The sequence below is a fragment of the Microbacterium sp. SW12 genome (assembly GCF_055391095.1).
Genome location: NZ_AP024335.1, coordinates 1005320 through 1018586 on the forward strand (window position 1 = coordinate 1005320; position 13267 = coordinate 1018586).

Annotated in this window: 11 protein-coding genes; 7 read left to right on the forward strand and 4 right to left on the reverse strand. The window is 67.9% G+C overall.

Going from position 1 to position 13267, the window contains the following annotated elements:
• Positions 1–16: 16 nt before the first annotated feature.
• From efeU to MICSW_RS05065, 6 genes are all read left to right on the forward strand, one after another.
• Positions 17–1003, forward strand: coding sequence for an iron uptake transporter permease EfeU (efeU, locus tag MICSW_RS05040; RefSeq protein WP_228177723.1), 987 nt, complete (start codon positions 17–19; stop codon positions 1001–1003).
• Positions 984–2216: an iron uptake system protein EfeO gene (efeO, locus tag MICSW_RS05045; protein ID WP_228177724.1), complete on the forward strand. Its 1233-nt coding sequence runs from the start codon at positions 984–986 to the stop codon at positions 2214–2216. The genes efeU and efeO overlap by 20 nt, the downstream gene beginning before the upstream one ends.
• A 2-nt stretch (positions 2217–2218) precedes the next feature.
• Entirely contained in the window at positions 2219–3508 is a 1290-nt protein-coding gene (efeB, locus tag MICSW_RS05050) for an iron uptake transporter deferrochelatase/peroxidase subunit (RefSeq protein ID WP_375236747.1), read from the forward strand.
• 48 nt (positions 3509–3556) lie between these two features.
• Positions 3557–4471, forward strand: a complete 915-nt coding sequence (locus tag MICSW_RS05055; protein ID WP_228177726.1) for an alpha/beta fold hydrolase — start codon at positions 3557–3559, stop codon at positions 4469–4471.
• Between the two features lie 90 nt (positions 4472–4561).
• A complete protein-coding gene (locus tag MICSW_RS05060; protein WP_292730432.1) occupies positions 4562–5758 on the forward strand; it encodes an LLM class flavin-dependent oxidoreductase in 1197 nt (398 codons plus the stop codon).
• Position 5759: 1 nt separating this feature from the next.
• Positions 5760–6401, forward strand: a complete 642-nt coding sequence (locus MICSW_RS05065) for an FMN reductase (protein WP_347424148.1) — start codon at positions 5760–5762, stop codon at positions 6399–6401.
• Positions 6402–6453: 52 nt separating this feature from the next.
• On the opposite strand, the gene MICSW_RS05070 is transcribed toward MICSW_RS05065, so the two are convergent.
• The 4 genes from MICSW_RS05070 to MICSW_RS05085 all read right to left on the reverse strand — a co-directional run bounded on the left by MICSW_RS05070 (position 6454) and on the right by MICSW_RS05085 (position 11035).
• Positions 6454–8469, reverse strand: coding sequence for a PTS fructose transporter subunit IIABC (locus tag MICSW_RS05070; protein WP_464497212.1), 2016 nt, complete (start codon positions 8467–8469; stop codon positions 6454–6456).
• Between the two features lie 20 nt (positions 8470–8489).
• A complete protein-coding gene (locus tag MICSW_RS05075) occupies positions 8490–9455 on the reverse strand; it encodes a 1-phosphofructokinase family hexose kinase (protein WP_464497216.1) in 966 nt (321 codons plus the stop codon).
• A complete protein-coding gene (locus MICSW_RS05080; protein ID WP_292733314.1) occupies positions 9452–10234 on the reverse strand; it encodes a DeoR/GlpR family DNA-binding transcription regulator in 783 nt (260 codons plus the stop codon). Before MICSW_RS05080 ends, MICSW_RS05075 begins: the two co-directional genes overlap by 4 nt.
• Before the next feature lie 186 nt (positions 10235–10420).
• The gene (locus MICSW_RS05085; RefSeq protein ID WP_292733317.1) at positions 10421–11035 is read right to left on the reverse strand and encodes a DedA family protein; all 615 of its coding nucleotides are present in this window, start codon (positions 11033–11035) and stop codon (positions 10421–10423) included.
• 150 nt (positions 11036–11185) lie between these two features.
• Here MICSW_RS05085 and MICSW_RS05090 point away from each other — a divergent pair, with 150 nt between their 5' ends.
• On the forward strand, positions 11186–13264 hold the full coding sequence (locus MICSW_RS05090; RefSeq protein ID WP_292733320.1) for a glycosyltransferase: 2079 nt from the start codon (positions 11186–11188) through the stop codon (positions 13262–13264).
• Positions 13265–13267: the final 3 nt, after the last annotated feature.

Below are 13267 nucleotides of genomic sequence, written 5' to 3' on the forward strand. Positions count from 1 at the left end.
CACCCCGAGGATCCGCGTGCTCGCTAGCTTTCTGATCGGCCTTCGCGAAGGGCTCGAAGCGGCGCTTGTCGTCGGCATCCTGGTGGCGTATCTCACACAGCTGGGGCGCCGCGACGTGCTGCCGCGCCTGTGGCTGGGGGTCGCGGGTGCGATTGCGCTGGCGCTCGCGATCGGAGCCTTCTTCACGTTCGGTGCCTACGCTCTGACCTTTGAAGCGCAGGAGATCATCGGGGGACTGCTGTCCCTGCTGGCTGTCGCGATGGTCACCTGGATGATCTTCTGGATGCAGAACCACGCGCGAACGCTCGCGAGCGGACTGCGCAGCGGCGTCGACCGGGCTATCGCCACCGGCGGACTGTGGGGCATCGTCGTTCTGGGGTTCGTCTCGGTCGCCCGGGAGGGCGTGGAGACGACGCTTCTGCTGTGGTCGATGGTGCAATCGTTCGGTAACGCGCCGGAGTCGCTCGCCGGCGCCGTGCTCGGCATCCTGTGCGCGGCAGTCCTCGGCTGGCTCGTCGCCCGCGGGATGCTGCGCCTGAACCTCCGCCGCTTCTTCACCTGGACCGGCGCATTCCTGATCGTGGTCGCGGCGGGCGTGCTGGCCTACGGCATCGGAGATCTGCAGGAGGCGGGCGTCCTCCCGGGTCCGAACACAGTTCTCGCGCCCGTCGTGGACGGAGTCGTCGCGGTCGGTTGGTCAGGATTCCCGTTCGGCTGGGCCTTTGATCTCACCACCGCGTTCGACCCCACGAGCCCGGCTGCCGTCATCCTGCAGGCAACCATCGGATTCACCGCCCGCATGAGCTGGTTACAAGTGATCGCCTGGATGCTCTACGTCGGGGTCGTCGGCGCTCTCTTCCTCGTGCGCGCGGTCACCGCGTCGCCGTCTCCGGCGCCTACACCGCCGACCGCCGGCCCCACGACGGACACGGCCGACTCGAACCTTCACTCGTCCGCTCTCAGTCCCCACAGCAAGGAGACCCATGAACACCCTCTCTCGTAGCCTCACCCTGGTCGCCGCGACCGCGGTCGGCTCCCTCGTCCTCGCTGGCTGCGTGGCCCGCGCCGATCAGGCAGCAGGCGACGCGCTCACCGTCACCTCGACGGATGACTCGTGCGAGATCTCCTCTGCCAGCTCTGCCAGTGGCACGCTGAACTTCGCGGTGACGAACGCAGGCTCGGAGACCACAGAGTTCTATCTGCTCGCCAGCGACGGGCTACGGATCGTCGGCGAGGTCGAGAACATCGCCCCCGGCGCATCGCGCACTCTCACGGTTCTGGCCCAGCCCGGCGACTACTACACGCTGTGCAAACCGGGAATGATCGGCGATGGCGTGGGCCGCGCGGCTTTCGCCGTCACCGGTGAGGCAGTCGAGGTGGACGCTCAGGATGCCGAACTCAAGCAGCAGGCGGTGGATCTGTACGCGGCATTCGTGAAGGATCAGGTGGGTCAGCTCGTTCCCGCCGTCGACGATTTCGTCGCAGCCTATGTCGCGGGCGACGACGACACCGCCCGCGCGATGTTCCCGCAGGTGCGCGCGTATTACGAGCGCATCGAGCCCGTGGCAGAGGCGCTGGGTGACCTCGACCCCCGCATCGATTTCCGTGAGGTCGACGCCGTCGCGGACGGCATCGACTGGACGGGCTTCCACCGGATCGAAAAGGATCTCTGGGTCCCCGCGACCGATGCCCTCAACTCCGATGGTGTGACCCTGGCATGGCAGGACTGGGCGCCGTCGACGCCCGAGCAGCGGGCTGACTTCGGTGACCTGCTCATCGCCGATGTGCAGGAACTGTACGACTACGTGCACGGTCAGGAGTTCGTGGACACACTCGAGTCGCAGGGCATCGCGGGCGTTTCCAACGGCGCAATCGCCCTGCTCGATGAGGTAGCGACCGGCAAGATCAGCGGCGAGGAGGACTGGTGGTCGGGTACCGACCTGTACGACTTCGCCGCCAACGTCGAGGGGTCGAAGATGGCCTTCTCACTCGTCCGCGACTTCGCGCTCTCGAGTGGCCCCGACGGGGAGGAACTCGTCGCGCTGATCGACGATGGATACGCTCAGCTGGAGGCGGAGCTGGCGGAGTTCGGCTCGCTCAGCGACGGATTCGTCTCATACGGCACACTGACGGAGGCTGACAAGCGCACGCTGTCCGACCAGATCAACACCCTCGCCGAGCCGCTGTCGCAGCTGACGGTGACAGTCCTGGAGTGAGTATGACCAATCCTGCATCGCAGGAACGCCCGGTGGCCGGGCTGAGCAGGCGAGGCCTGCTCGGCCTGGCGCTGGGTGCCGGCGCCGCGGGGGTCGCCGTCGGCGTCGGCGGCGCCGCGGTGGTGGCGCGCGTCTCGGACGCGCAGGCCGCGCCGCGCGCCGACACGCACCCCTTCTTCGGGGAGCATCAGTCCGGGATCACGACGGAGGTGCAAGACCACCTTCACTTCGCAGCCTTCGACGTGATGGACACGACCAGCCGCGAGGAACTGGTCGAACTGCTCCAGGACTGGAGCTATGCCGCGTCGAGAATGATGCTCGGGCTCGAGGTCAGCGCCTCCGGAGCCGTGGGCGGCTCACCGGAGGCGCCACCGGACGATACCGGTGAGGCGCTCGGGCTGCCGGCGAGCAATCTGACCATCACCTTCGGTTTCGGGCCTACGCTGTTCCGCACCGCGGACGGAGCAGATCGTTTCGGAATCGCAGCCCAGGCGCCTGAGGCGCTCGCGCCCCTGCCACCGTTCCTCGGTGACGACCTCGACCCAAACCACACCGGTGGCGACCTGTGCATCCAGGCCTGTGCCGATGATCCGCAGGTCGCCGTGCACGCCGTGCGCAACCTCAGCCGCATCGCGTTTGGACGAGCGCGCCTCCGTTGGTCGCAGCTCGGGTTCGGTCGCACCTCACGAACGTCAGCGCAGCAGCAGACCCCGCGAAATCTCTTCGGGTTCAAAGACGGCACCGCCAACCTCCTGGCGACCGACGAGGATGCGCTCGCCGAGCACGTCTGGGTCTCGTCCGAGGATGGCCCAGCCTGGCTCGCCGGGGGCTCGTATCTCGTCGCCCGCAAGATCGCGATGAAGATCGAGACGTGGGACCGGGTTCGCCTCATCGAGCAGGAGCAGATCACCGGCCGCGCCAAAGGCAGCGGTGCCCCCTTGAGCGGAGGCGACGAGTTCACCGCTCCTGACTTCGCCACGCTCTCGGCATCCGGTGGAACCGCCATCGACCCTGCATCCCACGTCGCGCGGGCGCATCCCGACCACAACGGCGGCATCCGGATGCTGCGTCGCGGCTACAACTACGTCGATGGAAACACCGTGCTCGGCAGGCTGGATGCTGGGCTGTTCTTCCTCGGCTACGTGCGCTCGCCGGATCGGTTCATCACGGTGCAGCGCTCGGTCGCAACCGACCTCATGATGGAGTATCTCCTCACGATCGGATCGGGCATCTGGGCCATCCCGCCGGCGCCCTCGGAAGGCTCGTTCGTCGGCGCCGCGCTGTTCTCGTAGCCCGGAATACTGCCTGCGCGAGCGCTGCTGGAGTAGTCTCGGGCGTCGATGACGCTTACCGATGACGCCCGCGAGCGGGATGCGGCGATTCCCGACCTCGACTGGCGGGTCTTCCCCGCCGGGACTGTGCGTGACCAGTTCGATGCCCCGAGCGGGAAGCTCGCACGGGTGAGTCTCGGTAGCGGCGCGCGCGGACGGGTGGTGCTCTTTCCCGGCGTGACAGGTTCCAAAGAGGACTTCACGCTCATGCTGCCGCTCCTCGCCGAGGCAGGCTACCGCGTGGAGGCGTACGACCTTGCGGGCCAGTACGAGTCGAGGGATGCCGGCCCCGAGAACCTCGATCCGCCCCGGACCCGCTACGACTATCCGCTGTTCATCGAAGACCTGACCGCCGTCCTTGAGAACGGCGCGAGCGCCCACGTGCTCGGGTACTCCTTTGCCGGACTCGTGTCTCAGCTGATCGTCGCCGAGCGTCCGGAACTGTTCGCAACACTCACCCTGTTGTCCACTCCGCCCGCCACCGGGCAGGTATTCCGGGGCGTGAAGCGAATCGGCCGGTTCAGCAGTCTCGCGGGCCCGCGAAGCGGCGCCTCACTCCTGCTGTGGGGCATCCGGAACAACCTCAACCGGGTCCCCCCGCAACGCATCGCCTTCGTTCGTGCGCGATTCGCTCTGACCCGTCGCGAAAGCGTCGATGACATCGTCGGGCTCATGATGCGGATGCCGGATGTCGCGGATGCGGTGCGCGCGGCATCCGTGCCCACGCTCGTCGCGACGGGGGCACATGACCTGTGGCCCACCGAGCAGTACGTCGCGTACGCGCGGCGCATCGGCGCGCAAGTGGCGGTCTACGAAACGGGACATAGCCCGTGCGAGACGGCGCCCCATCAGCTGGTGCGCGACATGCTCGCGATGTTTGCCGAGGTCGACGGTCTGCCCGATCCTGTCGATGCCGGGGAATAGATTCGCCGGCACCGCGTTGCACAAGATACATTCACTTGCATAGATCGGCCGCATACCCCGCGACCGAGAGCGGAGAGCACGATGAGCCAGATGCAGTTCGGGATCTTCACCGTCAGCGACATTACGGAAGACCCCACGACAGGTCACACCCCCAGCGAGGCTGAGCGGATCCGGGCGACGCTGCAGATCGCCAAGCACGCCGAGGAGGTGGGACTTGACGTCTTCGCCCTGGGCGAGCACCACAACCCGCCGTTCTGGTCTTCTTCGCCGACGACGACCCTCGCCTACATCGCGGGCCAGACCGAGCGCATCCTGCTGTCGACTGCCACGACCCTGATCACGACCAATGACCCCGTGAAGATCGCCGAAGACTATGCGATGCTCCAGCACGTCTCAGGTGGCCGGGCTGACCTCATCCTCGGTCGCGGCAATACGGGCCCGGTTTATCCGTGGTTCGGAAAGGACATCCGCCAGGGCCTGAACCTTGCCGTCGAGAACTACGCACTGCTTCACCGACTCTGGCGCGAGGATGTCGTGGACTGGCAGGGCCAGTTCCGCACGCCCCTGCAGGGCTTCACGTCGACGCCGCGGCCGCTCGACGGCGTTCCCCCGTTTGTCTGGCACGGCTCCATCCGCACCCCTGAGATCGCCGAGCAGGCCGCGTACTACGGCGACGGCTTCTTCGCGAACAACATCTTCTGGCCCAAGGAGCACTTCCAGCGGCTGGTCGCCCTCTACCGTGAGCGGTTCGAACACTACGGACACGGCACCCCGGAGCAGGCGATCGTCGGGCTCGGCGGGCAGGTATACATGCACCGCAACTCCCAGGAGGCGGTCCGCGAATTCCGCCCATACTTCGATAACGCGCCGGTCTACGGCAACGGACCGAGCCTGGAGGACTTCACCGAAATGACGCCGCTGACGGTGGGTTCGCCGCAGCAGGTCATCGATCGGTACGCGGCGATGCGGGAGCACTTCGGTGACTACCAGCGCCAGATGTTCTTGATCGACCACGCGGGCCTGCCCCTGAAGGCCGTTCTCGAGCAACTCGACATGCTCGGCGGCGAGGTCGTACCGGTGCTCCGTAAGGAGCTCGCGAAGGATCGCCCGGAAGGCGTCGCCGACGCTCCGACACACGAGAGCCTGGTAGCAGCGGCCGGGGGAGCGCGTGAAGCTCGGCCGCGGCCCAACCGCGGCGACAACGTCACCGGCGGCTCCCCGTACCGTGACAGCGCGCCGCTTGCAGGTGCCGCATTCGGTGCCGCAGCGACACGTCAGGGGGCGTGAGATGACCACGCGCCGCATCGCGGTCGTCACCGCGGGGCTCTCGAACCCGTCATCCACGAGGCTGCTTGCCGACAGGCTGGCGGAGGCCGTTCGTGCACAGCTGGCAGAGCGTGAGATCGAGGTCGGGGCGGATGTGATCGAGCTGCGCGAGCACGCTCATGCGATCACCGACAATCTCCTCACCGGGTTCGCGCGCCGGGGGCTCGCTGAGGCGATCGAGACCGTGACCTCGGCAGACGCCCTCATCGCCGTCACGCCCATCTTTACGACGAGCTACTCCGGTCTGTTCAAGTCGTTCCTCGACATCCTGGATCCGGACTCGTTGCGGGGGATGCCGGTGCTGCTGGCAGCCACCGGCGGGTCACCACGCCACTCGTTGGCACTCGAGTACGCGATGCGCCCGCTGTTCACCTACCTGCACGCCAACCCGGTCTCAACATCCGTGTTCGCGGCATCGGAAGACTGGGCCGGCGGCGAGGGAGCATCCTCGCTACGTTCGCGCACTGAGCGGGCCGCGGGAGAGCTCGCGGATGCCGTCGCCCGTCGGGGCGCGACAGTTGGTGAGGACCCGTTCGACCCGGCGACCTACCTCGGTGAGGGTCGCTCGTTCGAGAGCCTGCTGGGCGGACTCAGCGCCGACTGACGCAGATACACGATGCCCCGGCCGCACCCGACGGCCGGGGCATCGTGAGTTCTCAGGCTCGGGCTGCGCCGCTGGCGAGCACGCCGCTGGCCTCGGTGTCGTCGGCAGCTCCCGCGGCCTCGACAGTCGCGGCGCTCGGCCGGCGGCCGATGCGCTTGAGGCCGATGACCGCGACAGCGGTGATGACGGCGCCGATCGCGATCGACAGCAGGAACCACAGGATGTTCCCGACGGCGAAGAGCACGAAGACTCCACCGTGGGGTGCCTGCGAGGTGACCCCGAAGGCCATCGAGAGCGCACCGGTGACGGCGCCACCGAGCATGGATGCGGGGATGACGCGCAGCGGGTCGGCTGCGGCGAAGGGGATCGCACCCTCGGAGATGAAGGATGCACCGAGCAGCCACGCCGCGACACCGTTCTCGCGCTCCACGGGAGTGAACTGCTTGCGGGCAAGGACCGTGGAAGCCAGGGCCAAGCCCAGCGGGGGAACCATGCCCGACGCCATGACGGCAGCCATGATCTCCAGCGGCACCTGGTTGGCCAACGACGCAGCGCCGAGGCCTGCGACGGCGAACGAGTAAGCGACCTTGTTGACAGGTCCGCCGAGGTCGAAGCACATCATGAGGCCAAGGATGACGCCCAGCAGCACGATCCCGACGCCGGTCAGGCTGTTGAGCCAATCGGTCAGTGTCGTCATCAGCCAGGCAATCGGTCCGCCGAGGAAGAGGATCATGGCTCCGGATGCGGCGATCGATGCCAACAGCGGAATGATGACGACCGGCATCAGGCCACGCAGCCAGCGGGGTGCCGGGATGCGGGTGAGCGAGGCTGCGACGAGGCCCGCGAGGAGGCCGCCGACGATGCCGCCGAGGAAGCCGGCGTTCATCATGACGGCGATCGTGCCGACCACGAATCCCGGTGCGATGCCGGGGCGGTCGGCCATTGCGTAGGCGATGAAGCCCGCAAGCGCGGGGACCAGGAAGCCCATGGAAGCTGCACCGATGACAAAGGCGACGGCGCCGATATACGTCCAGAAACCGCCGTCGGGAAGGTTCCACAGGGACGACGACGCGACGATGTCGCTGGCCGTCGCATTGATGTCGTATCCCGCGAGGCCGAAGCCGATGGCGATGAGCAGGCCACCGCCGGCAACGAAGGGGATCATGTAGCTGACGCCGGTGAGCAGCCAGCGTTGCAGCTTGCGCCCGGCGTGTTCGCTGGCGGTATCGGTTGTCGCCGTCGTGGTCTCGGTACCCGCGACCCGCGCAGCATCCGGGTTCGCGGCCGCAGCCAGGGCCTCATCGATCATGGCGCCGGGAGCTTCGACGCCTCGCTTGACGGGCCCCTGGACGACGGGCTTGCCGGCAAAGCGCCCGCGGTCCCGCACATCCACGTCTACCGCGAAGATGACGGCGTCGGCTGCGGCGATCACGGCGGGATCGAGCGCCGTCGATCCGCTTGATCCCTGCGTCTCGACCTCGAGGCGGATGCCGCGCTTTTTCGCCTCAGCCACGAGGGCGTCGGCTGCCATGTAGGTGTGGGCGATGCCGGTCGGGCAGGCGGTGACGGCGACGAGCACGCGCTGATCCGACGACGCCGGCGCCGCGGCGTTCGCGGCAGGAGCGGGGGCGATCGCCTCGTCGATCAGGGCGACGACTTCGGTGGCCGAAGTCGCGGCGCGGAGCGCGTCGACGAACTCCTCGCGCACCAGCGCGCGGGCGATCGTGGAGAGGATCGCGAGGTGATCGGTGTCGGCTCCGATCGGCGCGGCGATGAAGAACACGAGATCGCTCGGGTCATCGTCGCCGAAGTCCACCGGATCCGACAGGCGTGCGAACGCGAGTGTGGGCTCCGTCACGGCAGCCGTGCGGCAGTGGGGTATCGCGATCCCGCCGGGCATGCCGGTCGAGGTCTGCGCCTCACGGGCGTGGGCGTCTGCCGCCAGCGCGTGGGCATCAGTGGTGCGACCCGCGCCGGCGACGATGGTGCTGAGGGCATCGATGACGTCCCCGGATGTCGCGCCCAACGCGACATCGAGAGCGACGAGCTCCGGGGTGATGATTGACATGTTCTCTCCTTTGATGAACGTCACGGTGCTGTCACCGTGGCGGGCAGGTGTATCTCGGTGACCGTGACCTGGTCAGGGCGGGTGTCTGTGGGGCGCGGGATGGTGGTCCCGGGTAGGGAAACGGCGGCCGAGCCGTAGGCCACGGCGCGTGCTAGGCGCGCAGCAGGCGAGAGCCTTTCGGCGTCGGCGATGAGGTAGCCGGCCAAGGATGAGTCGCCAGCGCCGACGGTGCTGCGGGCGATCACCGGCGGGTGGGTGGCGTGCCAGGCGCCATCGGCCGAGGCGAGGACCGCGCCGGCGGCGCCGAGCGTTGCCAGCACGGCGGCGATACCGTCGGCCCGCAGTGCCGTGCACGCGCTGGCCACGGCCTCCGGTGTGCCTAGAGTCGCGGGGTTCGACCCGGTCAGCTCGGCGAGTTCTTCGAGGTTGGGTTTGATCAGATCGATCCGCACGCCCGCGGTGCGCAGTGCGGTAAGGGGCGCGCCCGAGGTGTCTACCGCGATTCGGACGGCGGGCGCTGCCATCCGTGCCGTCCGCGCCAGATCGGCGAGCAGTTCGACATCGGCGCCCGGGGGGAGCGAACCGGCAAGAACCACCCAGCTCGCCCGGGGGGCCTCCGCGGCCACGACGTCGTGAAGGGCTGCGACGGCGGCGGCGCTCAGGGGTGAACCGGGCTCGTTGATCTTCGTCGTGGTGCCGTCGGGTTCGACGAGAGAGATATTGGTGCGCACGCTCGCGCCGGGATCGACCGTGACCACGGCCAGCCCGCTTTCGACGAGTTCACGAACATAGGGGTCGTGGTAGTCGGCGCGAACGATGGCGCGGGTCGCGACGGATGCGTGAGCCAGCGCTCGCGAGACGTTGACGCCCTTGCCGGCTGCCTGCGAGCTGACGGCGCTCGCGCGAAGGACCGCATCGCGAACGAGGGGCGAGGGGAGCTGAATGGTGCGATCGACGCTCGGGTTGATCGTGACGGTGACGATCATGCGCGCACCAGATCCACGTCGGCTGCGCGCAGGGCAGCGCTCAGGTCGGCATCCGGTTCGCCGTCGGTCACGAGGGCGTCGATGTCATCGAGCCCTCCGAACCGTACGAGCGATTCTTCGCCGAGCTTCGATGCGTCAGCGACGACGATCACACGCCGCGCCGAGGCGACAGCGGCTCGTTTGACCTCGGCTTCGGCCTCGTCAGGTGTGCTCAGCCCGAATCTGGCGTTTACGGCGTTGGTCCCAATGATTGCCACATCCGGCCGCAAGCCCGCGATCTGGTCGATGGCTCCTGCGCCGACCAGCGCGCCGGTCACCGCTCGCAGTCTTCCGCCGATCACGCGCACCGCCGGGGTGGTGAGGTGGCTGAGCGTCGACGCGGTGATCACGGAGTTGGTGATGAGCGTGAGCGAAGCGTTGCCGTCCTCTCGGGCGGCCAGAAGCCGGGCGACGCGTGCTGCCGTTGACCCCGCGTCGATGTGCACGGCCCCGCCGAGACCGCGGGGGATCAGATCGAGCGCCGCCGCGGCGATGTGTTCCTTGGCTTCGGTCGCCGTGGCTTCGCGGGCCGCCAGACTCGGCTCGGCGGCGCTCGTTCGACCCGCGGGAACCGCGCCCCCGTGCACGCGCAGGAGCACGCCGTCGGCCTGCAACTGATCAAGATCGCGGCGGATCGTTTCTTGTGCGACGCCGAACAGAGCTGACAGGGCGGTTACCGATGCCCGGCCCTCGTCGGTGACGATTCCCGCGATGCGCTGCTGGCGCTCCGTCGCGTACATGTGTTCTCCCACCCGGCGTCATCCGTGACGTCGAAATCTGTGTATGTGTGAGATTAGCTGTGTATGTGTGAGGTTACAAGAGTTAATCTGCATTTCGGTCGCGCGACCGCGGATGCCGCTGGCGTGCTGGATCCGCCCCGGAGGCTGGGGCACGGCCACCGCGGGCATCTCGAACTGCGGCGCGAGCTACGCGGAGGTGTCTTTAGCGCCGGGGGAGCGGCTGCCCTGCGCGGATGAGATGCGCGTCACGATCAGGTCGATGACGATCCCCAACACGATCGCGACACCGATGGAGATGAGGACGGCGACCACGGGTCCACCCGGAACCAGTCGTCCGACGATCGCTCCGACTGCAGCCTGATACACCGCCCATCCCGTGGCGGCCGCGGCAACAAGAATGAGGTATCGAGGAGCCGGAACCCGCGATGCTCCAGCCGTCAGATTCACCGCCAATCGGGCGAACGGGATGAACCGGGCTGTGAAGACTACTGTCGCGCTCGATCGGTGCAGTCGCCGGTGGGCCCAGCCGATGGCGGCACTCACTCTGCGACCCCGCATCCACGCCCACCGGTCCAGCCCGACGCGGCGCCCGACGACGTACACGATCATGTCGCCGAGGAACGCTGCGACCGCGGCCAGTAGCACAACGCCCAGGAGTGGCGGTGAGCCGACGGTGACAGCGAGCGCACCGAAGGCGGTCACGGCGACCTCTCCCGGGACCAGCACCAGGAGGCTGTCGGCGAGGACGAGCGCGAACATGAGAGGGAGTGCCCAGGGGCTGCCGGCAACGTGCGTCAGCACCTCATCGATCACACTTCTGGGTAACACGCGCGGGTGAACGGAGACGGAACGGGGCACGTCCGGTGACGCGCTAGCGTGCATCCGGTGAACTCTCGGCGACCGTGCCTGCCTCAGCGTGTTCGGCGATCCGACAGGCGTCACCCTGGAGCCGTGAGAGTCGCGGTATTGGCGGAATCGTTCCTCCCCCACATGAACGGAGTCACCGGCTCGGTGCTCCAGATCCTTCGTCATCTCGCGAACGAGGGACACGAAACCCTTGTCATCGCACCCAAGGCAGGCGACGTTGAGACGGATCTGCGCGGCGCTGATCTGTCCGGCGCTCGCACGACAATGCTGCGGTCGGTGCCGCTGCCCTCGTACCCACAGGTGCGGGTCGTGTTCGCTCGCGCGGCGAAGCTCGCGGCGCACCTGGGCGAGTTTCGACCCGATGTCATTCACCTGGCATCGCCCTTCGTGCTGGGCTGGCAGGGAACTGCCGCTGCCGACGCGCTGAAGGTTCCGGTTGTCGCGGTCTACCAGACGGATGTCGTCGCTTATGCCCAGAAGTACGGGCTGCCGGCTGCGACATCGATCGTGCAGTCGCACCTGGCGCGCTTGCACCGGCGTTCGACGTTGACCCTGGTGCCGTCTTCGGCGAGCATGTCTCAGCTCGAAGGTCTCGGCATTGATCGCCTCCGCCGGTGGGGGCGGGGAGTGGATGCCATCCGATTCGCTCCCGAGCACCGGAGCGCTGCGTGGCGCCAGCGCGTGGCCCCGGGTGAGACGATCATCGGCTACGTGGGCCGGCTCGCCCCCGAGAAGCAGGTCGAAGATCTCGCCGCGCTGCACGATCTTCCGGGAAGCCGCCTCGTGATCGTCGGTGACGGACCGTCAAGACCAGCGCTCGAACGGTCCCTCCCGCGCGCTGTCTTTCTCGGACACCTGTCCGGCGACGCTCTCGGCGAGGCGATGGCATCCTTCGATGTCTTCGTTCACCCCGGCGAGAGCGAGACGTTCGGTCAGACGATTCAGGAGGCTCTCGCGGCTGGAGTTCCCGTCGTCGCGACGGGCACAGGCGGGCCGGTCGATCTGGTTCGCAGCAGCGTCGACGGATGGCTCTATCGGCCGGGCGACCTCATTGATCTCCGCGCGCGCGTGTCAGACCTCATCGGAGACGAATCCAAGCGGCGAGCCTTTGCGGCCGCGGCCCGCGAATCCGTGCGCGAGCGCACCTGGGAGGCTCTGGGCCGCCAGCTTGTCGGTCACTACGCAGAGGCCCGGATGCTCCGCCCGATCGATGACGCCCTGTTCGCGCGTGCGGCGACTCGCCCCGCAGCTCCGCCCGCACCCGCGACGGAGGGAACCCCGCGGTGGTCGCGTTTCGTTGCCCTCGGTGATTCCTTGACCGAGGGGCTGTGCGACACATCGCGGATGCCGAAAGGTCAGTATCGCGGGTGGGCCGACCGTCTCGCGGATCTGTTGGCCGGCGCCCGAGAGGCGAGACTTCCAGCGAGCGCGGAGCCGTTCCGGTACGCGAATCTCGCTGTGCGCAGCCGCAAGATCCGGGACCTCCTCGACGAGCAGCTCCCGCGCGCGCTGGAGATGGCACCCGATCTGGTGTCGGTGTTCATGGGCGCAAACGACCTGGTCAGCCGCGGAGCCGATCCGCTCATCCTGGCGAAGGGGCTCGAACGGGCGGTCGTGGATTTGCGGTCCCGCGGGATCGATGTGCTGCTGGTGAGCATCGTTCTTCCCCGGCGGCCCGCAGCCATGATCTTCGCTCGCCGCGTTGCCGTCTACAACTCCGAAATCAGACGCATTGCGGCCAGCACCGGCTGCATGCTGCTGGATCTTGAGGCCCAGCCGGCGATCAGTGACCTCGACATGTGGGCCGACGACAAGGTCCACTTCCGGTCGAAGGGTCATCGCTTCGTTGCCTACCGGGCTGCTGAGGCGCTCGGCGTCCCGTACGCTGACGAGCTGGCGACGCTCGACTCGGCTTTCCATGACGATGACGACCCGAACCCGCGCGGCTGGGTTCGTCGCGATGCGGTGCCCTGGCTCTGGCGGCGACTCCGTGGACGAACCGCGGGGGACGGCTTGAGCGCGAAGCATGCGGATTACGTAACGATCTCGCGGCGGCCGGCGACCGTTTCCGAGTCGCCGGTCGTGCCGGATGCCGGAGCGAGCCCGGTGCGTGACGGAGCGGAGTCGCCGGGCGCCGACCCGACACGGCGAGTGCGCCCCTGATAG